We start from the raw sequence: 22,440 nt of genomic DNA, 5'->3' as shown, positions 1-22,440 counted from the left end.
CACTGCGATACCCCCCCTTCACGCCAGTTACAGCTTGAACTGTGCTGAAGCGGATTGCCGGAATATGCGGGCCAGCGGCACATGAACCGCTTTCCTTTGACACGGCCGAGCGCTCCGGCGCAGCGCAACGCCGGCCGCCGGGCTATTTGACCACGGGCTGCAGCGTCGCGATCGGGATCAGGAATTCGGAGAAGCCGGTCAGCATGATCTGCACGCCGATGCACAGCAGCAAAAACGAAGAGACGCGCATCGCCACCTTGGTCCCTTCGACGCCCAGGTAGCGGGCGAAAATCACCGCGCGGCTGTAGACCAGATAGACGGTGACGGCCACCGCGAACGAAATCACCACCGACGCGATGCTCGAGAGCACGAACTCCGACAGCTTGTGCGTGCGGTTCGCGGTCAGCGCAATCGCGGTCGCGATGGAGCCCGGTCCGGTGGTCAACGGAATGGTGAGCGGGAAGAACGCTTTCGATACCGCATTGTCCGCATCGACGCGCTTGACGCTCTGCGGATCGGCCGGCTGCGTGTCGGGTGCGTTGAGCATTTGCCAGCCGCCCACCGCGACCGCGAGCCCGCCGCCGATGCGCAGCGCCTCCAGGGAAATGCCGAAGAAATGCAGGATCGGCGCGCCGATAAAGAAAGCCACCAGCAGCACACAGACCACGTTGACGGCGATTTTCCTCGCGAGCGCCGTGCGTTCCCCGGTGGTCAATGCCGCGGTCCGGTCGAGGAAGACGAAAGCAATGCCGATCGGGTTGATGATGCTGATCAGCCCGGTGAAGCCAAACAGAATGTCCGAGATCAGACTGGCGACCATATGCGATCCGTATCGGGCGGCGGCGCAGCTGGCGCGACGCTCAGTCGGCCTGCCGGGGACGCCCACCCATGTTGATGAAACCGAGCCGCTTCGCGTGCTCGGGACGATGCTCGCCCTACCCCGTGCAGATCATATCGCGGCGCGCCAGGCAAAGCCCGCAAAAAGCCGCGCGCGGGCGCGTGCATCGGCGCGCCGCGTTGCGGGCACCGCGTTGCAGCGCAGCAAGCGCTGCTCGGAACGATGCGTGCGCAACTTTCGAAAAGCCTACACTTTTTTGACCCTCTTTACGTAAGCAAACTAACAGGCATACAGTCTTTGAAGAAGCTGCGCTTTCTACGAGACGTACCTAACCGTTCGAGGAGTTGCCCCTATGTTGCTTCGTGCACTCGCCGCGCTGCCGTTCATCGGTATTCTGCTCGGCGTACCCTTTGTGAATCGGGTCGAGCCGCTGATGCTCGGCATGCCGTTGGTGCTGGCCTGGATCGTCATGTGGGTGGTGCTGACTTCGATCATCATGGCGATCGTCTACCGCCTCGACCCGGCCAACCGCAATTTCATCGCCGATAGCGAGGAGGTCCGTTCATGAGCGCACTCGTGATCATTGCGGCCGTCACGCTGTTCGCCCTCTTTCTCGGTGTGCGGGCGCGGCGCGGCCACGACATGAACCTCGAACAGTGGACCGTGGGCGGCCGCAGTTTCGGCACCGCCTTCGTGTTCCTGCTGATGGCCGGCGAGATCTACACGACCTTCACCTTCCTCGGCGGCAGCGGCTTCGCCTACGGCAAGGGTGCGCCGGTCTACTACATCCTCGCGTACGGCTCGCTCGCGTACATCCTGTCGTACTGGATGCTGCCGCCCATCTGGCGTTACGCGAAGCAACACCGCCTCGTCTCGCAGCCGCACTTCTTCTCGCGCAAATACGATAGCCCGGCGCTCGGCACGCTGGTTGCGCTGGTCGGCGTCACGGCACTGATCCCCTACCTCGTGCTGCAACTCAAGGGGCTTGGCATCATCGTCGCGACCGCGTCGTATGGCGCGATTTCGTCGACGGCGGCCATATGGATCGGCGCGTTCGTGGTGACGGCTTACGTGATCGCCTCCGGGGTACGCGGGTCCGCGTGGAATTCGGTGGTGAAGGACCTGCTGATCCTCGCGATCGTGCTGTTCCTCGGCATCTATCTGCCGCTGCACTACTACGGCAGCCTTGGCGAGATGTTCCGCACCATCGACGCCGCCCGCCCGGGCTTCCTCGCATTCCCGGCGCGCGGCTCGAGCGTGACGTGGTTCCAGTCGACCGTGCTGCTGACGGCGCTGGGCTTTTTCATGTGGCCGCACACGTTCGGCTCGATCTTCACCGCCAGGGACGAGCGCATCTTCCGCCGCAATGCGATCGTGCTGCCGCTGTATCAGCTGATCCTGCTGTTCGTGTTCTTCGTCGGCTTTGCAGCGACGCTGCGCGTGCCGGGCCTGAAGGGACCCGACATCGACCTGTCGCTGTTCCGCCTGTCGTTGCAGACCTTCGACCCGTGGTTCGTCGGCGTGATCGGCGCGGCCGGCATTCTGACCGCGCTGGTGCCGGGCTCGATGATCCTCACGTCCGCCTCCACGCTGCTCGCCAACGACGTGTATCGCGGCATGGTGAACCGCGGCGCGTCGGATGCGTCGGTGGGCACGCTCGCGCGCGTGCTGGTGCCGATCGTCGCGCTGGTGGCGGTGGGCTTCACGCTGCGCGGCGGCGAGACGATCGTCGCATTGCTGCTGATGGGCTATAGCTTCGTGACGCAGTTGTTCCCCGCGGTGATCTGCAGCCTCTTTCCGCGCAACAGAGCCACCAAGCAGGGCGCATTCTGCGGCATCGTGGCCGGCGTCGCGGTGGTCACGCTCACGACCACGCTGCACTGGACCATCGGCCAGTTGATGCCGTTCCTGCCCGATGCGTTGAAGGACGTGAACATCGGTCTGCTCGCGCTGGCGGTGAACGTGGTCGTGTTCATCCTGGTGAGCGCGGTGACGCAGCCGCGAACGGTCGAGCGCTCGCACGCATCGGTGCACTGAGCGTTGCAACTCAAGTTGTGTGGGTGGTCTTAGTACCTGAAGGGGCTGTCGGCTCGTGGCGACAGCCCCTTTCTGCTTTCTGACTGGCCCACGAGGCCGGCAAATTCGCTCGACACCGGAGCCGATGCATGTCCTACGTTCTTTTATTACTCGTCGGGCGCGGCGAGCATGGCGGTTCCCTGGATGCTGCTCGAAACGGGCATCCCGTTCGAAGCGCGGCTCGGATATACTCGCCGGCCCTGCGCGGGCAGCAACCTCACGGCCTGCGCGCTTCGCCGCAGCGATTCGCCGGTTTTCGCACGCTGCCGTCGAAGGTCATTTCACCGCAACTCATGATCCAGACATGGCAATTCAATCACCGTGTATCGACGTTTGCAGAATCGACGGCCAATCGGGTTTTTGCGTAGGCTGCCTGCGTACCCGGGAAGAAATCCGCGAATGGAAAGGCACGACCGATGACCGGCGTCGCCAGATCATCGGCGATTGCGCGCGCCGCGCGGCAACCCTGCCAGCCACCACACCGCCGGTGCGGCAGCCAACGTCCACGTCGTGGAGGTCATGAAACCGTCGGCCGTTTCGCCGGCGCGACGAACGCAAAGCCGTTTTTGCCGCTGCGCTTGACGTGATACATCGCCTCGTCGGCGGCGACGACGAGGCGCCGGTAGTCGTCGACGGGCTCGGGAAAGCACGCAATGCCGATGCTGGCGCGCACGTGGCCGAGCCCGATCTGCTCGTCGATGTGCACCACGCACGCAATCAGCCGCCGCGCGATTTCGGCAAGGTGCGCGCGACTCGCATAGGCGCTCACCAGCACGGCGAATTCGTCGCCGCCGATGCGCGCCACCAGTTCCGCCTCGCGCATGGATTCGCGAAAACAGATGGCGACCGCCATCAGGAATTCGTCGCCCACATGATGACCGAGCGAATCGTTGACCTGCTTGAAGCCGTCCAGATCGACATACAGCACCGCTATGCTGCGAGCCGGCGTAGCGGCGAGCGCACTCGCCGCGGCCTGCTCGAGCGCGGCGAGGAGCTTGCGCCGGTTCGGCAAGCCGGTCAGCGAATCGTGCAGCGACGCGTGCTCGAATTCGTGCGACTGTCCAGCGAGCAGCCGACTGCGCCTCGCGTACATGCCGAGCGCCGTGATCAGCATGCAGAACAGCAGCGCCGCCAGCGCGATCAGCGTGCGTGCGACATGCGTGATCCGCACGCGCACGTCGGCGCTGTCGGCGTCGCGCTGCGCGCGCCAGTAGGTGGAGACGTCGGCGAGCATTGCGTCGGCCTCGGCGAGGCTCGCATCGGGCATCAGCATAGCGGGCGCAAAATGCGGCGCCGGGGCCGGGCTCGCGTTCACCAGAGCGGCGAGCGACACGAGGCGCTGTGTGAACTCGTCGCGAGCGCGCTGGTAGTCCTGCGCGTGCGCCGCATTGCCTTGGGGCATGTGTGGCCAGGCGCCGAGCCGTTCACGCGCGCTCTCGGCGCGCGCGGCGGCGTCGAGAACCAGGCTCGCGTATTCCTGTTTGAGCTGGTCGGAAAAGACGGTCCTGATCTGGATCGCCAGGTACAGCAGGCCGAGCAGCAGACACAGCATCGACGCGACGGCAATAGTTGCCGGACCTGGCCTTAAGCGCATCGCCAGCAGGGATTTGCTCTCCATCCGCCGGGTCCGTCGCGGTTCAGGGGTGCGAGTAGAAGTCTTGTTGCTGACGTCGACTGTCATGTTGCCGATAGCTTACGCGTCGGAAGAACTCACCCATCCGCGCGAGCAGACTGCTCTCGTGCCTCGCCGCGTTGGCCGCCGAGCCATTGCGCTCACGTTGCGCGATCCGTGCCTCTTTTGCGCTTCTGCTGGCGGTCGTCGGCTGCGCGGCGGAATCGGCGCTGGTTGCGCGCCGGATATTGCGACGAGGAGAAGGTGCGGGTGTCGGTGGCGTTGCCGGGGCCGGGCGGATGTTGTCGGCGAGTGCCGGGTCGGCGGGCGCTGTGTCGGCGAGCGCGGTGACAGTCGCCGTCGGGGGTCGCGAAATCTCACCCGACCAGACCGCCTGCTTGCCGCGCTCTGCGCCAGCCTGCCAAGTGACGCCTGGTTCGATTGGCGCTGTGGTCGTTGGCGCTGTGGTTGGCGCTGTGGTTGGCGCTGTGGTTGGCGCTGTGGTCGTCGCTGTGGTCGTCGCTGTGGTTGGCGCTGTAGTGGTCAATGGGTTCGCGGTGACTGCGCCGTCCTGCGCCATGATTGCGGGCGCGCCCGTCATGGCTGCTGCTGTGGCCCTCGCGGACGCATCCGTAGCTGCGCCGGCCGGCGCTTGTCCGGTGGCCGCCATCACGGCTTGCGGCGCGCGCTGCCGCCGGGACTCGCCGGTTGCCTCCGGCCCGCGAACGCGCAGCGCCTGCCGCGCCGTAGCGATGGCCTCGGCATACGCCTGCTGATCGCGATTGAACCAGACACTGTAAGCCACCGTTCCGAGCACGCCGCAGGCAAGCGCCGCGGCAGCCGCCGTGCAAAGCGCGAGACGGCCAAAGCGTGGCTGCGACGCATCCGCTCGATGCAGGTCGCCGTCTTCGAACTCGGCCTCCCGGCCGGCCGCCTTTGAGTAAGGGAAGTCGGAATGGTTGGCCATCGCAATAGCTCCGAAATACGTCCCAAGTCTGTCTGCCTGGCCCACTGCAAGGCCAATCCTGCCTGCATCAGACGTCGATCACATGACATCGCAAGCTCGATGCATGTGCCGCTCGATGAATGTAACTCGCGCCTCCCCGGACGACAACACGCGATGTGCGCGCCGCGCAACGCAGGGTTTGCCCGGAGAACCGGTAAATTATTCAACCGCGGCCGCGCCGCAAGCCGTGCCACCGGCTGCGCCTCGCGCCGCCAGGGCGACTACACGTCATGCGCCGCGCTCTCGCCCTGCAATCCGCAACAACCGCGCCCACCCCGGCTCTGCGCTCGGGGCCGACGCGATGCGCTTTTGCGGCCATCGCCGGGAAGCCGTTCGGCGTGACGTCCCGTTCTGCACACCTGCCACTGTGCCGATTCTCCAAAGACCGTGTGCGCACCGGTGCTGTCGGGTCGTCGTGCCGACGAGAGCCGCTTTTCGTCATCGGCCATTACGAAAGACATGCCCAACGCTTACACCCACAAACCCCTCACGCCAGTTCGCCGCGCTGTGGCGCGCTTTTCGTTATCCGAACCGCAAAGTACACGAAGCTCGCACCGGCCTATGGATCCGTTTCGCTCTCCCCTCCGTGCTCGGGTTTCCGGACGCGGCCGTATCGCTGGCCGGCTCGGCGATGTTGACGTTGGCGCTGGGAAGCTCGATTTCGGCGGCAACAAGCTATTTCTACAAGCGTGTCCTGTCCAACGTCGTCGCCATGCCGCGGGGCACGCTGCTGATCTGGCTGACCGCGCCGCATCTGTGGCTCGGCGCGTTGCTGCGGCCGGTGGTGATCTTCGGCGACGGCCGGTCCGCGGATCGAACGGCCGCCGTTGCCGGCGCCGCCGCTGCATAGGGAACCGTTGCGCCACATCATCGAAGATCTGCCCGCGTCCAACGTTTTCACGAGCATGTACCTGGACCACCTGAGCGGCTACGGCATTTTGCTTTGCCGCCTGAGCGAACTGCATACCGCGTGAGCGCCGGCTTGGGTCCTGTGCGGCGCAGTGCTCTGCTCACTGGACGGTGATCGTCTCCTTCATGTTCGGATGGATGCCGCAAAACACGTTGTAGACGCCCGGCTTGTCGAACTTGTACTGATACGAATCGTTCTGGTCGAGCGCGGCGGAACGGAACAGGCCGGCGTCGTTGACGACCGTGTGCGGCTCGCCGTCCAGATTCTTCCAGGTCACGGTCGAGCCCGCCTTGACGGTGAGCGCCATCGGCGAAAACATGAAGTTCTTGATGATGACAGCGCTGGACGTTTCGGCGCGCGCCACGCAGAGCGCCGCCGACGCGGCGATCACTATCGAGCCGGCGAGCAAAAGCGAAAGCAGGCGGCCAGTGCGTATAGTTTGCATAACTAATCTCCTGAAAGTCGAATGCGTGAAATGAGGCTGAATTCAGACCAGCGTCACATCGGCGAGTGTCGCCTTCAACGGATGACGCGCGATGCTGACACTGGTGACGCCGAGCATTTTCGGCAGCTGGTCGCTTGCCACTTTCAGCGGGCCGGGGCCCTCGCCAATGCCGGCTGTCGGCTGCGGATACGCCGTCGAGCGTGCGGTGTGGAACGTGATGTTGCCCTCCACTTTCGACACGATCTGATGAATGTGCCCGTTGAGCACCGTCACCGACCCGAAGCGCCTGAGGTGACTGAGCGCCTGGCCGGAGTCGCCGGTGCCCCAGCCCCACGGCTCGTAGATGGTCCACATCGGCATGTGCGCGAAGACCACGATCGGCGTGCTCGACGAGCGTCCCTTGAGATCGTTTTCGAGCCACGCGATTTGTTCGTCGCCGAGGCCGCCCAGGCCGTTCGGCTTGAAATGCATGACGTTGACGAGGCCGACGAAGTGCACGCCCTGATGGTCGAAGCTGTAATAGCCCCGATTGTCCGACGCCTGGCCGAAGCGGCTGAAGTACTCGGTGCCGGGGCCGTCGGTCACATCATGTTCGCCGGGCACGGTATGCAGTTCGGTGATCTTCAGACCGGACATCAACTGCGCGGCAAGATCGAACTCGGCCGGCTTCGACAAATGCGTGATATCGCCGGTATGGATGGTCAGCGCGGGCTTGACCGGCATCGCGTTGACGAAGTCGATGGTCTGTTTCAGCGTGCCCGCCACGTCCGGGTTGGCTTCCTTGTTGAAGCCGATATGCGTGTCGCTGATCTGCAGGAAAAGCGGCACGCCCACGGTTGCCGCGGATGTTTTCGCGTCGGCCGCGACCGCCAGTTCCACCGGCGTCAGTACGCCGCCCGCCAGCACGAAAACGGTGCCCAGCCCGCCGTACGCAAGGCATTTGAGCGCGCCGCGACGCGCCGGATCGAATGAATGATGTGACGACATGGTGACCTCGCGATAAGAATTCGCGTGCACGCCGGGGTAGTCCGGCGGCGTTTGCGACTCGGTTCACGAGGCATGACTGCGGGTTACGGCGTTTTATTCCCGAGGGCGTTCTTTTTTTGAATGATGGGCTGGGTAGCGGTTGTGGGTGCAAGCCAAATGCAAACTTGACCGCTTCGAGAAAAATTGAGCGACCGACACGCTGTGCCGGACACGACTTATGGCAGTCATCGGCAATGGCGAAATCAGCTCGATGCCGGCCGTTCGACGGCAGACGGGCAATGCGCCGGCAGCAGACGCTTTCGCATGCAGATGGCCGTGGATGGACATAGAACCGCGAACTGCGTGCATGAGCGCACCTCGGCGGGCACGTCGTCGCGGCTGGCCCGCTCATAGCCCGCTACTGCGAAAAAGCGTTCCGCAGTCGTGGTGAGCAGCCAGAGTTCCTCGTAGCCGAGTGCCCGGGCGTCGTCTTCGAGTCGTGCGACCAGCCGCCGCGCGAGACCTGTACCGCGTAATTCCCGGGTGACGGCGAGCGATCGCAACAGCACGCTCGAGCCAAGGTGCTGCAGTCCGCCACTTCCGACGATCGTTCCGCGTGCGCCTCGAATAATCAGGAATCCTTCGATTAGCGTTGTGCAAATGTCTTCCACGGGCAAGCCATTCGCGGCTAATAGCGTTCGCATATCGCTCAGTTCGGCCGCGTTGGCTGTTCTTATCTGCATGGCACCATGTTCACCGGACATTGACTTGATGCTCGCTGAACTTCCGTCTGGAGGCGAGACGGACTGCAACGACGAACGCAACAGCCGAAATCAGCGACACAAGCCATCCCATTGCGCTTTCCATCGGCACGACAAACAGCGAAAACGCGTAGTAAATCGATCCCCAGGAGACGAGCTGCGCAACGGCGGGCGCCCAGGTCGCGACAATGCCGGGGCCGCTGTCGCCGTCACTCCGTTTCGCTATCGTCAGTGTCTGCATTGGCGATCATCGCTTCGGGGTTCATCGCGGCGGTCGCCAGTGTGGTCGCAAGCTCGGGGTGCGCTTCCTTGCGCTCACTGTAGCGATCGGTCAAGTAGTCCGAGCGGTCGCGCACCAGCAGCGTAAACTTGTATAGCTCTTCCATTACGTCGACCACGCGATCGTAGTATGCCGACGGTTTCATCCGGCCATTAGTATCGAACTCTTGCCAGGCTTTCGCCACCGAAGACTGATTTGGAATGGTCACCATGCGCATCCACCGGCCGAGAATGCGCAGCGCGTTCACCGCGTTGAACGATTGCGAGCCGCCGCACACCTGCATCACCGCGAGCGTGCGGCCTTGCGTGGGGCGTACGCCACCGCTCTCCAGCGGCAGCCAGTCGATCTGGTTCTTGAATACCGCTGTCAAAGTCCCGTGACGCTCCGGGCTGCACCATACCTGTCCTTCCGACCATTCCGAGAGTCTGCGCAATTCGACTACCTTCGGATGACCGGCCGGCACACTGTCCACGAGCGGCAAGCCGTGCGGATCGAAGACCCGTGTTTGCGCGCCGAAATGGCGCAGGATGCGTTCGGCTTCCAGCGTCAAGAGCCGGCTATACGAGGTGGCGCGCAATGAGCCGAACAGCAGCAGGATTCGCGGAGCGTGCTGCGACACCGTGCGCGGTTCGAGCTTGTGCACATCGGGTATGTCGAGATGCGGGGCGCTGACGTTGGGCGTGTCCTGCGTCATCAGAGCAGTCTCCTTCCTTCCCTATCGACGACCTGTTCGCCGTCCTCTTTCGTGAACGAACTCTTCTGCCCCGCGGGCAGAATGTCGAGCACCAGTTCCGACGGCCGGCACAGGCGCACGCCAAGCGGCGTGACGACGAACGGACGATTCAACAGGATTGGATGTTTCACCACCGCATCGAGCAACTGCTCATCGCTCAGCGATGTATCGGCTAGACCGAGTTCCGCGTACGGTGTGCCCTTTTCACGCAGTGCGGCCCGTACCGTCAATCCGGCGCGGGCGATCAGGTCCCTCAGAGTCTCGCGGTCGGGCGGTGTGCTCAGGTATTCGATGATCTCCGGCTCGATCCCCGCATTGCGGATCATTGCCAGCGTGTTGCGCGAGGTGCCGCAAGCGGGGTTGTGATAAATGGTGACGCTCATAACGGTTGCCCCTTGATGCCGTGTTTCGTTTCATACCAGCGCTGCGAGCGGTTGACGATGCCGACCACGATCAGCATCACCGGCACTTCGATCAGCACGCCTACCACGGTGGCGAGCGCTGCACCGGAATGGAAGCCGAACAGGCTGATTGCCGTGGCGACTGCCAGCTCGAAGAAATTGCTGGCACCGATCAGACTGGACGGGCCAGCAACACAATGCGCAACGCCCAGCCGCCGGTTCAGCAGGTACGCGAGCCCCGAATTGAAAAACACTTGAATCAGGATCGGCACCGCGAGCATGGCGATAACGAGCGGCTCCCGCACAATCGCCTGCCCCTGAAAGGCGAACAGCAGAACCAGTGTCGCGAGCAGCGCATTGATCGAATACGGAGCGAGGCGTGCGACCGTTTGCCGGAAGTGTGCATCGCCACGCGCGAGCAAATGCCGGCGCAGCAATTGCGCAAGAATGACGGGAATGACGATATAGAGCCCCACCGAAATAATCAACGTATCCCATGGCACCGTAATTGCCGAGAGGCCGAGCAGCAACGCGACAAGCGGTGCAAAGGCGACGATCATGATCGAGTCGTTCAGCGCGACTTGCGATAGCGTGAAATACGGATCGCCTTTGCACAGCTGCGACCACACGAACACCATCGCCGTGCAGGGCGCAGCAGCGAGCAGAATCAGGCCGGCGATATAGCTGTCGATCTGGTCGGCCGGAAGCCATGATGCAAAGACGTGGCGGATGAAAATCCAGCCCAGCAGCGCCATCGAAAAGGGTTTCACAAACCAGTTCACGAACAGCGTGACGCCGATGCCGCGCCACTGGCTCTTGACCTGGGTCATCGCGGCAAAGTCTATCTTGATCAGCATCGGAATGATCATCACCCAGATCAGCACGCCGACAGGAAGATTCACATGTGCCACTTCCATGCGGCCGATTGTCTGGAAGAGCTGCGGAAGTCGCTGCCCGGCCACGATGCCGCCCACGATGCAAAGCGCGACCCACACCGTCAGATAACGCTCGAAGAATCCGATCGCCGGCCGTGCGCCGACGATCGCGTTTTCAGTACTGCTCATTTGATTTCCTGGTTGTCCACGTAGTCAATGGCGACATGTGCGTGCGTTTCATGGTCGGTCTGCGCAGCAGCTTGGGATTTGACTCGCGGCACAGCGCGCACCCGCACAGCAGTTCTCCGTCAGGAAGGCAATCAGGCCCGTCATGGCGTCGAAGTTCGCTGTGTAAATGACGAAACGTCCGTCCTGTCGCGACTTCACGAGGTCCGCGTGCGACAGATCTTTCAGGTGGAACGACAGGCTGGAAGGCGAAAGCCCGAGGTGTTGGGCGATTTCACCCGCAGCCATACCGTCCGGGCCGGCCACGATCAGCAAGCGGAAGATCGCGAGCCGCGATTCATGGGCGAGCGCGCTCAACGCGCGTACGACGAGGTTTGAGTCCATGACCGGAACCATAAATCATCCGCCGGAACATTTCAAGCTTTGTTGAAATGATGCAATGTGAAGCGCGGCCATTCGATAGGCGAACGCAAACGCCCTACGCTTCATTGGACAATCGGTTTCGTTGCCGCCTCGCGCGGACATCCTTGCAGCGCCGGGCACATCGCTAGGCATTCACCGCGGCGACGATGCGCGCGCGCAGCGCCTCATCGGGCAGCGCGCCGAAGCCCGCCCGCACGTTGTCGGCCATGTATTGTGGACGGCCTGTGCCGGGAATCACCACCGTCACCGCCGGATGCGCGAGGACGAACTTGAGCAGCACCTGCGCCCAACTCGTGCAGCCGATTTCGGCTGCCCACGCGGGCAACGGCCATTTGCCGACCCGAGTGAGCAGACCGCCGCCGCCGAACGGCTGATTGACGATCACGCCAATCCCCAGGTCCGCGGCGAGCGGCAGAATCCGCGCTTCCGCCGCGCGATCATCGGCGGCGTAGTTGATCTGCACGAAGTCGGGCTTTTGGCTGCGCATGACGGAGGCGACTTCGTCGAATGCGCTGGACGTGTAATGCGTGATGCCGATGTAGCGAATCCGGCCGCGTGCCTTCCAGTCCCGCAGCGTGGTCAACTGAGTGCGCCAGTCGAGCAGGTTGTGAACCTGCATCAGATCGATGCGCGCTTGCTGGAAGCGGCGTAATGATTGTTCCATCTGCGCGATGCCCGCATCGCGCCCTTCAGTCCATACCTTGGTCGCGACGAAAGCTTGTGCATGCGCGTCGAGTTGCGTGAGCAACGCCCCGGCGACCGCTTCCGACGATCCATACATCGGCGACGAGTCGATCACCGAACCGCCCGCTTCGAACAGAATGCGCAGCACCTCGGCGAGTTGGGCGCGCGCGGCGCGATCGTTGTCGACATCGAAGGTCCGCCAGGTGCCGCAGCCCACCACCGGCAAGCGCTCCCCGGTCGACGGGATCACGCGCCGCGCGATGCGTGATTGCGATTGACCGCGAGCCGGCGTTTGCGCCGCTGCGATGCGCGTCAGCGCAAGCGAGAGCGGCACGCCCATCGCGGCGCTGCCCGCAGTGCGCAAAAAGCGGCGTCGGCTGGCGCGCCGTTCACCGGCTATCGACGAAAGTGCCATACGTACCCTCGATCCGGGAACATACCCGTGATCTCATACGATACGGCAATCCGGCAAGGTGGCTTGTTCTTCACGCGTGCACCTCCTGCCGGAGCGGCCTGAAGAACCGGCGTATCTCGGCGGCGAGCAAGCCGGGCTTCTCCATCGCCGCGAAATGTCCGCCGCTGGGCATGTCCGTCCATTGGGTCACGTCGAAGGTTCTTTCGAGCCAGCTACGCGGCGGATGACTCAGCTCCTTCGGAAAGTGCGCGAAGCCCACCGGCGGCGCGACACGCTGGCCGTTTGCAAAACGCATGGGCTGCAAGCGGTTTTCCCAATACATCTGCATCGACGAACCGATACTCTGGGTGTGCCAATACAGCGAAATGTTGGTGAGGAGTTCATCTTTGGAGAACACCCGCTCGACGTCGCCGTCGCAGTCGCTCCACGCACGAAACTTTTCGCCGATCCACGCAGCCAGTCCCATCGGCGAATCATTGAGCGACGCCGCGACGGTCTGCGGCTTGGTAGTGTGCATGTGTGCATAGCCGCCTTCGAGTGCGGCCCAGTCGCTCTTGTCGCGCAGGAACTGCTCTTCCGCTGGTGTGAGCGGTTGTTGGTCCGCGCCGATCGCGGGCTCATAGCTGCCGGGCAAGAAGTTCAGATGAATACCGGCGACCGCGTGCGGGTGGCGGCCGGCGAGCGCAACGGAGACGCCCGCACCGAGATCGCCGCCCTGCGCGCCGAAGCGTTGGTAGCCGAGGCCGCGCATCAGCGAGACCCACAAGTCCGCCACCTGGAACGCGGACGTGCCGGGCCGCGTGGGCGCCGGTGAAAACGCGAAGCCAGGCAGAGACGGAACGACGACGTCGAACGCATCGGCGGGATCGCCGCCGAACGCGGCCGGGTGGCAGAGCTGATCGAGCAGCCCCTGAAACTCGAAGAACGAGCCGGGCCAGCCGTGGGTGATAACGAGCGCAAACGGCGCATTGCCCTCGCCGCGCCGATGCACGAAGTGCACCCGCTGACCGTCGATGTCGGCCATGGACTGCGGCTGCTGGTTGAGCTTGCGCTCGGCCGCCCGCCAGTCGAAACGATCCGCCCAGTAGGTGGCGAGTTCGCGCAGCCACGCGCCGTCCGCGCCCTGCTGCCATGCGGGCGACGGCGTGAGCGGCGCCCAGCGGGTCGCACGAATACGACGACGCAGATCGTCGATGGCATGCTCGGGAATGGCAATTTGAAACGGTTCTATATGCATGGCGGCGCATCCTGCACAAGGTGATGGATTGCGCGTGCGGCCAATTCAGGCTCACTCATTCGCAGCACAGGCGGGTTGCACGCTGGCCGGCGTTTCGCGCACGAAGCAGTGTGCATGGTACTGCGCGGGGAGAAAAAAGTGGCGCAAGGGGAAAAGCGCGCGTGTCCGCTTGGCAGCGGTGACGGCTATGCACCGTGCCGACCATCAGGTCGGCCGAAGAGATCAGACAATAATGCTAAGCATACCGAATTATAGGAGCGACGGCGTTAAAGCCAACCGCAACCTTGAAGACTCGACCGTGAAACGACTCCCGACACGTTGGCCCGATGCACTGGCATGCAGGGTACGCAGTCGCCGGCGGCGGGTGCCCAGACTTTCACGATATGGGCGGCGGCTCCACATCCGCGCGCCCACCCATCGCTTTCGCACGCAGTTGCAGTTCCGCCTCTCCCCTAGCGAGCTTGGCGAGCATGGCGGCATTGCGCACGATCAGGCGTCGATAGTCGCGCTCGACCACCTGCCCATCGATAAGCGAGCGGATGGCCCGCGATACCGTTTCCCGGCTCACGTTCGCCATGATCGCTATGGCCTGCTGGTTTGGCAGATTCTCGATGGTCAGCAGATCTCCGGCGCTCTTTCGCATCGACGCTTCCAACACCGAATAGACCCTCGAATACGCGCGAGTGAGACCGAGCATCGACCGGTAGTTCGAGGCTTGCCGGATGGTGCGGCATAACCGTTGCAAAAGCGCCTCCACAACAGCCGGGTTGCGGTAAAACAGTTCCTGTGCCTGAGGCTTAGGCAAGAACCCCACGACCGATTCGGTCGTCGCAATGATCGAAGCCGAGCGTGGGCCGCCGTCGATAATCGACAGCTCGCCGAAGTAGTCACCCGGCTCCACAAAATTCAGTCCGACCTCCCGGCCATCTTCCGAAAGCGCGATCACCTGTAGACGGCCGGACATCAACATCAGCAGGGACGCGCCGGCATCGCCCTTGTGGACGACGAATTCCCGTTTGCTGAAGCGGCGATAGCGGATATGGCGGCTGGTCTCTTCAATGACATCGTCTGCTACATTGCGCAGCAGTTTCTGTTGTTTCAGGAGGTCGGTTGCCTTCAACGGGCCATTGTTTATCGTTCCATCTTCTGTCGACATCTCTTGATTGCTTTTCCCCGGCTTTAATCCAGACAGACAATAGGCGCACTTTGCATGGATATCTGTGACGACCGTCACATCTTGCAGACAAAATTTGGTCGATCATTGCGCCGACCGCACTGCATGGCGGATATCGGGAAAAAATCAATGCATAAACGCATCACACGGGGGCCGAAAACAGTCGCACTGCAATTCGTTGCAGGCGCTGCTGTTTTGCTGCAGGGTGCCGCACACGCGGAGCCTGCGATGCTGGGCAATGCAGTCGTCGTGATCGGCCAGGCGTGTGCGCAGCACGCGCAGACCCGTTGCGCGTCCCTTGCCCGGGGCGCCGCCATTGCAGAGGGCGATACGATCGAGACGGGCGCAGACGGGTACGTGTATATCACCACGGTCGATCACGGCTTCATCAGCGTGCGGCCGGATTCGTCGCTCACGTTCGACCGGTATCAATACGACCCCGCGGATCCGCATAAAACCGTGATCAAGCTGTCGCTGCACAAAGGCGTGGTGCGCGAGATATCCGGCACGGGCGCACAGGCGGCCCGCGACCACTACCGGATGAATACGCCGGTTGCCGCGCTCGGTGTGCGAGGCACCGATTTCACCGTGTTTACCGACGCCAACGTCACCCGCGCGGACGTGCGTAGCGGCGGGATCGTAATGACGCCGCTCGGCGCGGGTTGCGCAGAAACGGGGGCTGGCCCGTGCGAGGGTCCGTCCGCGGCACAACTGTTTGCCGGGCAGCGCAACGCCGTGCTGCAGGTGTATCGCGGCAGCGCTCGCCCTGTCGTGGTCGATTCGGCACTCCCGGGGCTGATGCCGGACCGGGCGGCCGCTGCACTGAAGAGCGAAGAAAACAGCGCGCGCGCGGCGACCACGCAGCCGCCGGTCAATCCCGGCGTTGCCCCGGCAGAACTGAACTTTCCGTTGACACCCCCTTCCCAGCCGCAACTCGCGCCGGCGCCCCCGTCTGTCGCACCGCCAGCCGCGCCAGCTGTTGTTGAACCGCCCGAGTCCCAGCAGATTTTCTGGGGGCGCTTTGCGCCGCTTGCTTCCGCCGCGGCCGAAACGAGCCTGACCGACCTGCTCCAGAAGGGCGGCGATTGGGTCGGTGCCTTTACACCGTTCGCGATGACACGCACCCCGCAGACCGACATGGTGATGCCCACGTATGGCAGCGTCACATTTGGTCTGCAGGCGTCCAGTGCCTATGTGATGAATGCCGCAACGGGCGCTGCGACCCAGGCGCAGATCAGCAGTCCGTCTCTATCGATCGATTTTGGCGCGCGTACTTTCCTCACTAGCCTGAATCTCACTGCGAACGGCGCGAGCTATCTGATTTCGGCACAGGGTCGCGTAGAGGCCGACGGCACGCTGCACAGCGACTATGTGTCGCCGGCCACGGTGACGGGCGCGCTCGCCGGCAAGAACGCCACGCAGGCCGGCTATCTCTTTCTGAAGGCTCTGGACGGGAACAACACCGCGGTCGGGGCGACCCAGTGGTCGCGGTAGCGGGCCTGAGCACGCTCGACCGCATCCGCCTCACGATATTCGCACTGATTTCACTGACGGCGTGCCTCCTGGCGAGCGGCGTGTGGTCGCCCGAGCTTTATCGCCGGCTAGGGTACGCGATCGACGACTGGCGGCAGGTGCAATTGCTGAGTGCGCGAGCGGACCCGCGCATCGCGGTGGTCGACATCGACGAGCGCTCGCTGGAGGCGATCGGGCCGTGGCCGTGGCCGCGCGCTGTCATCGCGCGGCTTGCGCAGAATCTCTTCGTGCAGTATCACGCGAAAGCCGTTGGCCTTGACGTCATGTTTCCCGAAGCAGCATCGCCCCAGGGAGACCACGCGCTGCTCGCGGTCGCGCATCAGTTTCCGCTGGTCTTTGCGGAAGCTTTCGCGATGTCCGCCAATGCCGATGCGCCTCATGCAGGCCATCTCGGTGGGGCGCTGCCTGCGGGCATCAAGGCGGCGCACGTACCGATCGCTTCGGGCTTCGTGGGCAACTTCTTCGACGCGGCCGACGTCTGCGTCGGCCATGTCACGCCGCACGCGAGTCTGGACGGCGTGGTACGTTCGATTCCCCCGCTGATCCGCTACGCGAACGCGCTCTACCCGATGCTTGCCTGGCAGTTGCTGCATTGCCACGCTCACGGGTCGCCCGTGATGCCGATCGACCGGTTACCCGTCGACTCGCGTGGATTCATGCACATCCCGTTCCGCCGTCCGGTCCAGTCATTCGACGTGATCTCCGCGTACGAGGTGCTCGCGCAGACCGCGCCCTCGGCACTGCTCGCCAAGCGCTATGTGCTGGTCGGCTCGTCGGCGCTCGGACTGACCGACCACATCGCCTCGCCAATCGACCCGTGGCTGCCGGCGGTCGTCGTGCACGCGGAACTGGTCGGTGAAATGCTCGATCCCGGATCTGGCCAGGGCGGGCCGCCACTGGCAGCATGGTTGCCGATCGCGTGGACCGCATGCTCGATCGTCGCGTTTGCGCTGCTGTTCAGAGTTCAACGCGCGAGCATCGCGCTTGTCGCATTGGTGACGACCACGTCGTTGTGGATCGTGTTGCTTGCATCGACGCGCATCGTGCCCGCGGGCCTCGCCGCATTGCCGCTGGTTGCCGCCGGCGCATTTCTGCTGGTGCAGGCGCCGATTGAATGGATCTCTTCGCAGGCGGCCATCCGCTCGTTCGAACGGCGCTTTAGCCGTTATCTGCCGCCGACGGTGTTGCGCGAAATCATCCGGCAGCGCGGGCTTGCGACTTTCAAACCCGAGCGCCGGCAAATTTCCGTACTGTTCGTCGATATTGAAGGCTTCACTCGCCTTGCCGAGCAGATGCCGCCCGAGCAACTCGCCACGATGACCGATGTGATCCTCACCCGCCTGACCGATTGCGTGCATAGGACGCACGGAACGCTGGACAAATACATGGGCGATGCACTGATGGCATTCTGGGGCGCACCTCTGGCGCAGTCCGACCATGCCGATCGCGCACTCGATTGCGCGCTCGCGATGCTGCGAGAGATAAGCGCGCTGAACCGGAGTGACCTGCCCGCCCTCGACGGCAGGATGATCCGCGTGCGCGTCGGGGTCAACAGCGGCACAGCCGTGGTGGGCGAAATCGGCTCGACGTTTCGCAAGTCATATACGGCGATTGGCGACACGGTCAACGTAGCGTCGCGGCTGCAGGAATACGCCAGAACTCTGGAAACCAGTCTGCTGATCGGACAGGAAACAGCACGGCAGACGGGACGTCATCGCCTGCAGGCATGCGCGCAGGCAACCCTGCGCGGACGGGATGCTGCAGAGCAGCTGTACACGGTGCACGAAGGCGAGCCGCATGCTACTCACTAGGCAGCGCATCGCCGCGGGACCGGCGGACCGAGCAGCGAACGCACTCCTCACGCTGGGCGCCTTTGCAGTCTGCGCTGCGATCGGCCTCTTTGCCCCGAATGCGATAGCGCAGACACAGGCGGACAATTTCGAGCAGATCATCAACGACGATCTGCAAGCCCAGGCGCAGCAGGCGATCAGCGACGGCGATCGGCAGCGCGCACTCGCGTTGCTGAACGAACTCGTGCAACGCGATCCGCGCCAGGCGGGCGCATTGCTCGACGCTGCAATGCTGTATTGCCAGTTGGGGGAACGGGATCTGTCGATGAAGACACTGACCCGAATCGAGGCGCAATACGAGGTGCCCCCAGCAATCGGAAAGCTGATCACTTACTACAAGGCAAGCACCTGCGCGCGGGTGACAGCGCGGCCGCAGCTCACCGCAAGCGTCGGAGTCGGCGTAACGTCGAACGCGAACTTCGGCCCGTCCGATCCCGTCGTGACGTTCGCGCCACAAGCACCATGGACCTCGCTTACCGTGCTGCCGGAAAACCTCCCCCACCGCGACCAGTACATCGAATCCGCCGTGCAGGGCGAATTGCCCATTGCCGCAGTGCCTGGCCTCGAACTGATCGCGGGACTTTCCGCCCGCCAGTACCGCAGTCAGCACGACTTCGATCAGCGTGCCGTGACGATCGGGGTGGCCGACACCAGGACGTTCTCGCAAGGCGAGCTGTATAACCAGCTGACGACCAACATGCTGTGGCTCGGCTCGCGCATGTATCAGCGTGACGTGGGATGGCACGGCGGCTTCTGGCTGCCGCCGGCAGCGTGGCAGCCGGTGCTCGCGCGCGGCGGCGTCGACGTGACGGTCGTGGACTCGGTCTATCCCGGCAATTCGCTTTACGATGCCATGTACTTCGCCGTGCGTGCCGCCTTTCAGGCGCACGTGGGCGAACACACATCGATGCAGCTCTTTATTGGTCCGGCGTGGGACAAGCCGCATGGCAGCCGGCCCGGTGGCACACAGCGCGGTTATTCCGCATGGCTGTCGTTCGACTACGATATGAATCGTCATGGTCAGGTCGAAGCCATACTGCAGCAGCGCACCTTGAATGACGCGACTGCCTACGACCCCGTATTTTTCGGCAGCCTCGCTCAGCGCCAGACCGTGCGCTCAGCGTCGCTGCGCTATACGTATCCTTTGATTCGTGGCTGGTCGCTGTATGCGCAGGTCTCGGCACAGCGGGTTTCCGACTCCATCTCGCTGTTCGCCTATACGGTCTACAACGGCTCGCTGGGTCTGTCCTGGACGTACTAAGGCGACAATCGCTGCGGGAATCGCTAGAATAGCGGCAACTCTATAGGCATATCTTTTCCATGAAGAGCTCCATCAGCGTCCAACATGCACCGGCGGCCCCCGCCGAAGACCGGTCCGTTTGCCTGGAATGGCAAGGCTTGCTTCACCCGCATGCGTACGATTCGGTCGACAGCCTGCTGCACGAGGTCACGCATGCGGCCCTCGCGCAATCCGCCGGTCCGGCGCCCACGGTCGAAATTGCCGTGGTCGGCCAGACCGAGGGGCTGCTCCCGTTGAGCCATTATCTGCTGTAAGCAGTACGGCTTCGGACCAGTCGGGTAACGGTCCGCACCTCTCTGCGCCGTGTGCCTATTGAAGAAGCTGCACAAGCGCCTGCGAATAAGCTGCGGCAATCGCGGCCCAGTCTCCCTGAGCTTCGACGCGACGGCGAGCGTTATGAACCATAGCGTCGCGCTCTGCCTGCGTCAGCTGCAACATCGCATCGACGCCTTGCGCGAAAGCATCCGCATCGGCCGGCACATAGTCTTCGCCGGCGCAGTAACCGAGCCCGCGCGCACCGAACTCGGTGCTCACCACAGGCAAGCCCACTGCTGCATATTCGAGCAGTTTCAGGTTGGTTCCCGATCCTGAGATCACCGGATTCAGGCCCACGTCGCAGATAGCAAGCCAACTGGCTTTTTCCGCGTCGCTGACCACGCCCAGAAGGCCGACGTTCGCCGGCCGCTCCCATGCTTCGACGGCGTGGCAGACCGAACCCAGCAATACGAAGTGCACCGAGGGCAACTGTGCGGCCGCCTCGATCACGAGGCGGGCAGCGTCGATATTCGGACCGTGAGCGCTACCCATGAAGAGTGCAAGAGGCTGCGCCACGCGCAGCGCCGAGCGGCGACTCTGTTGCTGCGCGGCGGTGCGCAAACGCGTTGCCGTCACATCGATGCCGTTCGGCACGACGATCAGTTTCGCGTTATCGTCTTGCGCGCCATAGAGTCCAGCCATGCGCTCGCGGTCCTGAGCCGAACACGCGGTCACGAGCGCCGCGTCGAGCACGGCGCGCCGTTCGAGCGCCGCCACCTGATCGATCGCCCAGTGATGTGAGCCGTAGATGTCCGCCTTCAGATCCGCTTCCACGTTGTGCGCTTCGTAGACGAAAGCCCGCGACGAAACCTTTCGCAACGCCGGCATGGCATACGGATGCGAACACACGATCAGGTCGGCCCGACGCGCCAGCGCATCGATGGTGTCGAGCCATTGCGGCGCTGCGCCAGGATGCAGCGCCGCTGCCAGATCTTCGACGGAAGCACCGAGCGAGTTCTCCAGCTGTTGTTCGGCCTCGGCGAATGCCTGCGATTTCGGCACAAGCTCCTCGCTGAAGTCCGCAGCAAGATTGCGCACGCCGCGCAGATGCGCCGGCGCCAGATTGACGAACTGCACCTGAAACTGTTCGGCAACGCGCGAATAAAGGCCGTGCAGGCGCAGCTTGCCGCCACTGATCACCGGCGCAATGGGATAGGTATTGAGGACCCCTAAGATGGGCTTGGCACGCCGCGTTACAACGTTGGGCGCAGCCGGTGTCGCGGCGTCGGCGCTCCGACTGACCGTGGCGGGTTGGCGGCCGCCCGCGAGCAACGCATCGCACAGGCTGTTCCAATCGAGCAGCGCCGCACGCTTGTAGCCAGCCTGCCCCATCTGCAGCGCTTTCGGCAGATCACCGCAGACGCGCTGCATCGCGCCCGCCAGCGCTTCGGCGTTGGGCTCGACGATAAGCCCCGAGCGCTCATGCTCGATCAGTTCGAGCGGACCGCCGGAATCCGTCGTGGTAATGACCGGTTTCGCCGACAGCATCGCTTCGAGCGTGATCAGACCGTAGTCTTCGTCACGCGGCACGAACGGCACGCACAGGGCCCGCGCGTACTCTTGCGCGAGCTCGGCATCGGTCACCCGCCCGAGAAAGCGGATGCCGCTATGGCCGGCCGCCGCCTCGCGCAGCCGTGCTTCATCGGGTCCGCTGCCTGCAATATGGAGCGGCACGTCTACCCCGCTCAGCCTGTAGGCCTCGATGATCAGATCGATTCGCTTGGCCGGATCGAGACGGCTTGCGCTGAACAGCGTCTGCTGCGGCCCGGGTGCCAGCCCCTTGAGACTGGTCGGATGATGATGAACGGCAACCGTCGCGCCCGCCGGGAAATAACCATCGCGGGCTGCAACGGTCTGCGAAATCGCCGCATAGTGCACAATCTTGTCGGGCCGCATGGCCACCGCATCGAGCAGACGGATGACCGCACGCGTCACCGGGCCGGGAAAAGCCCAGCACGGCGCCTGCGGCGCGCGTTGCCAGGCCGCGTCGAGCGCATCGAGCAGTTCGTCGAACTCGATGTCCGTTGCACGGCAGTTGGCCAATGCGTCGACGATTCGCGTCGGCATGCCGAGCGAGAGCAACGCGTCCTCGTCGAACCGGGTCGGCATGCCGGGCGGGTAGCAGTCGTACAGTCCACGCAGCGTATGCTGAAGATAGACCACATGATTGCGATGCCGGATCGCCCATGCCGGGTACTTGGTGCTGATGACCAGGTCGAAGTGGTCGAGGTCGAGCTCGGAAAACTGGCGATAGCTGGCCAGCAGCTCGCCCATGCTTCGCTCGCGAGTGGGCACCTTGAGCAAGTCCGCCTGAATTCCCGGACGTGCGTTCAGTGCTTCCAGCAAACCCCACCACAGGTTCTCGGCGCCGCCGATCACAAAGGGCACCGGGCTCGGCGCAACAATGGCAATTCTCATGG

Annotated in this window: 23 protein-coding genes and 1 pseudogene; 9 read left to right on the top strand and 15 right to left on the bottom strand. The window is 63.6% G+C overall.

Annotated elements, in window-relative coordinates:
- Nucleotides 1–142 precede the first annotated feature (142 nt).
- A complete protein-coding gene (locus tag ABQJ48_RS16810) occupies nt 143–820 on the bottom strand; it encodes a MarC family protein (protein WP_367839135.1) in 678 nt (225 codons plus the stop codon).
- A gap of 370 nt (nt 821–1,190) precedes the next feature.
- On the opposite strand from ABQJ48_RS16810, the gene ABQJ48_RS16805 reads away from it, so the two are divergent.
- From ABQJ48_RS16805 to ABQJ48_RS16790, 4 genes are all read left to right on the top strand, one after another.
- Nucleotides 1,191–1,406 carry a DUF3311 domain-containing protein gene (locus ABQJ48_RS16805; protein WP_367839134.1) on the top strand — a complete coding sequence of 72 codons (216 nt, stop codon included), beginning with the start codon at nt 1,191–1,193 and terminating at the stop codon, nt 1,404–1,406.
- Complete coding sequence (locus ABQJ48_RS16800; protein WP_367839133.1) at nt 1,403–2,875, top strand: sodium:solute symporter family protein; 1,473 nt, start codon at nt 1,403–1,405, stop codon at nt 2,873–2,875. The genes ABQJ48_RS16805 and ABQJ48_RS16800 overlap by 4 nt, the downstream gene beginning before the upstream one ends.
- Before the next feature lie 128 nt (nt 2,876–3,003).
- The gene (locus ABQJ48_RS16795) at nt 3,004–3,282 is read left to right on the top strand and encodes a hypothetical protein (RefSeq protein WP_367839271.1); all 279 of its coding nucleotides are present in this window, start codon (nt 3,004–3,006) and stop codon (nt 3,280–3,282) included.
- The gene (locus ABQJ48_RS16790) at nt 3,219–3,437 is read left to right on the top strand and encodes a DUF1289 domain-containing protein (protein WP_367839132.1); all 219 of its coding nucleotides are present in this window, start codon (nt 3,219–3,221) and stop codon (nt 3,435–3,437) included. Before ABQJ48_RS16795 ends, ABQJ48_RS16790 begins: the two co-directional genes overlap by 64 nt.
- Here the strand turns inward: ABQJ48_RS16790 and ABQJ48_RS16785 are convergent.
- Nucleotides 3,432–4,532 (bottom strand): diguanylate cyclase, encoded by a 1,101-nt coding sequence (locus ABQJ48_RS16785; protein ID WP_367839131.1) that lies wholly within the window; start codon nt 4,530–4,532, stop codon nt 3,432–3,434. The two genes, ABQJ48_RS16790 and ABQJ48_RS16785, sit on opposite strands and share 6 nt — an antisense overlap.
- 19 nt (nt 4,533–4,551) lie before the next feature.
- Nucleotides 4,552–5,493 carry a hypothetical protein gene (locus ABQJ48_RS16780; RefSeq protein WP_367839130.1) on the bottom strand — a complete coding sequence of 314 codons (942 nt, stop codon included), beginning with the start codon at nt 5,491–5,493 and terminating at the stop codon, nt 4,552–4,554.
- Between the two features lie 625 nt (nt 5,494–6,118).
- Between ABQJ48_RS16780 and ABQJ48_RS16775 the strand changes: the two genes are divergently transcribed.
- Nucleotides 6,119–6,382 (top strand): hypothetical protein, encoded by a 264-nt coding sequence (locus ABQJ48_RS16775; RefSeq protein WP_367839129.1) that lies wholly within the window; start codon nt 6,119–6,121, stop codon nt 6,380–6,382.
- A 160-nt stretch (nt 6,383–6,542) separates the two neighbouring features.
- Here the strand turns inward: ABQJ48_RS16775 and ABQJ48_RS16770 are convergent, their stop codons facing one another.
- The 11 genes and pseudogenes from ABQJ48_RS16770 to ABQJ48_RS16720 form a co-directional block, all read right to left on the bottom strand.
- Nucleotides 6,543–6,887 carry a cupredoxin domain-containing protein gene (locus ABQJ48_RS16770; protein ID WP_367839128.1) on the bottom strand — a complete coding sequence of 115 codons (345 nt, stop codon included), beginning with the start codon at nt 6,885–6,887 and terminating at the stop codon, nt 6,543–6,545.
- A gap of 42 nt (nt 6,888–6,929) precedes the next feature.
- Nucleotides 6,930–7,874, bottom strand: coding sequence for a metallophosphoesterase family protein (locus ABQJ48_RS16765; protein WP_367839127.1), 945 nt, complete (start codon nt 7,872–7,874; stop codon nt 6,930–6,932).
- A 242-nt stretch (nt 7,875–8,116) separates the two neighbouring features.
- Nucleotides 8,117–8,557: an arsenic resistance N-acetyltransferase ArsN2 gene (arsN2, locus tag ABQJ48_RS16760; RefSeq protein ID WP_367839126.1), complete on the bottom strand. Its 441-nt coding sequence runs from the start codon at nt 8,555–8,557 to the stop codon at nt 8,117–8,119.
- Between the two features lie 142 nt (nt 8,558–8,699).
- A pseudogene (locus ABQJ48_RS16755) lies at nt 8,700–8,855 on the bottom strand (MFS transporter); the annotation flags it as partial.
- Nucleotides 8,824–9,588 (bottom strand): arsenical resistance protein ArsH, encoded by a 765-nt coding sequence (gene arsH, locus ABQJ48_RS16750; RefSeq protein ID WP_367839125.1) that lies wholly within the window; start codon nt 9,586–9,588, stop codon nt 8,824–8,826. The pseudogene ABQJ48_RS16755 and the gene arsH, both read right to left, overlap by 32 nt.
- Entirely contained in the window at nt 9,588–10,010 is a 423-nt protein-coding gene (gene arsC / locus ABQJ48_RS16745; RefSeq protein WP_367839124.1) for an arsenate reductase (glutaredoxin), read from the bottom strand. Before arsC ends, arsH begins: the two co-directional genes overlap by 1 nt.
- Nucleotides 10,007–11,092, bottom strand: coding sequence for an ACR3 family arsenite efflux transporter (gene arsB, locus ABQJ48_RS16740; protein ID WP_367839123.1), 1,086 nt, complete (start codon nt 11,090–11,092; stop codon nt 10,007–10,009). Before arsB ends, arsC begins: the two co-directional genes overlap by 4 nt.
- Nucleotides 11,093–11,140: 48 nt before the next feature.
- The gene (locus ABQJ48_RS16735; RefSeq protein ID WP_367839122.1) at nt 11,141–11,473 is read right to left on the bottom strand and encodes an ArsR/SmtB family transcription factor; all 333 of its coding nucleotides are present in this window, start codon (nt 11,471–11,473) and stop codon (nt 11,141–11,143) included.
- A gap of 163 nt (nt 11,474–11,636) precedes the next feature.
- Complete coding sequence (locus ABQJ48_RS16730; protein ID WP_367839121.1) at nt 11,637–12,611, bottom strand: aldo/keto reductase; 975 nt, start codon at nt 12,609–12,611, stop codon at nt 11,637–11,639.
- Between the two features lie 70 nt (nt 12,612–12,681).
- On the bottom strand, nt 12,682–13,848 hold the full coding sequence (locus tag ABQJ48_RS16725) for an epoxide hydrolase family protein (protein ID WP_367839120.1): 1,167 nt from the start codon (nt 13,846–13,848) through the stop codon (nt 12,682–12,684).
- A gap of 376 nt (nt 13,849–14,224) precedes the next feature.
- A complete protein-coding gene (locus tag ABQJ48_RS16720; RefSeq protein WP_367839119.1) occupies nt 14,225–15,004 on the bottom strand; it encodes a Crp/Fnr family transcriptional regulator in 780 nt (259 codons plus the stop codon).
- Between the two features lie 246 nt (nt 15,005–15,250).
- Here ABQJ48_RS16720 and ABQJ48_RS16715 point away from each other — a divergent pair, with 246 nt between their 5' ends.
- From ABQJ48_RS16715 to ABQJ48_RS16700, 4 genes are read left to right on the top strand one after another with little or no spacing between them, the layout of a single operon-like run.
- Entirely contained in the window at nt 15,251–16,516 is a 1,266-nt protein-coding gene (locus ABQJ48_RS16715) for a FecR family protein (protein WP_367839118.1), read from the top strand.
- Nucleotides 16,504–18,366 (top strand): CHASE2 domain-containing protein, encoded by a 1,863-nt coding sequence (locus ABQJ48_RS16710; protein ID WP_367839117.1) that lies wholly within the window; start codon nt 16,504–16,506, stop codon nt 18,364–18,366. Before ABQJ48_RS16715 ends, ABQJ48_RS16710 begins: the two co-directional genes overlap by 13 nt.
- Nucleotides 18,353–19,666 (top strand): tetratricopeptide repeat protein, encoded by a 1,314-nt coding sequence (locus ABQJ48_RS16705; protein ID WP_367839116.1) that lies wholly within the window; start codon nt 18,353–18,355, stop codon nt 19,664–19,666. The genes ABQJ48_RS16710 and ABQJ48_RS16705 overlap by 14 nt, the downstream gene beginning before the upstream one ends.
- A 59-nt stretch (nt 19,667–19,725) precedes the next feature.
- A complete protein-coding gene (locus ABQJ48_RS16700) occupies nt 19,726–19,959 on the top strand; it encodes a hypothetical protein (RefSeq protein WP_367839115.1) in 234 nt (77 codons plus the stop codon).
- A gap of 55 nt (nt 19,960–20,014) precedes the next feature.
- Here ABQJ48_RS16700 and ABQJ48_RS16695 read toward each other — a convergent pair whose 3' ends face one another.
- A complete protein-coding gene (locus ABQJ48_RS16695) occupies nt 20,015–22,438 on the bottom strand; it encodes a glycosyltransferase family 4 protein (RefSeq protein WP_367839114.1) in 2,424 nt (807 codons plus the stop codon).
- Between the last annotated feature and the right edge of the window lie 2 nt (nt 22,439–22,440).

Source organism: Paraburkholderia suaedae, assembly GCF_040812055.1.
Taxonomy (GTDB): domain Bacteria; phylum Pseudomonadota; class Gammaproteobacteria; order Burkholderiales; family Burkholderiaceae; genus Paraburkholderia.
This window is presented reverse-complemented; position numbering and strand designations above follow the sequence as displayed.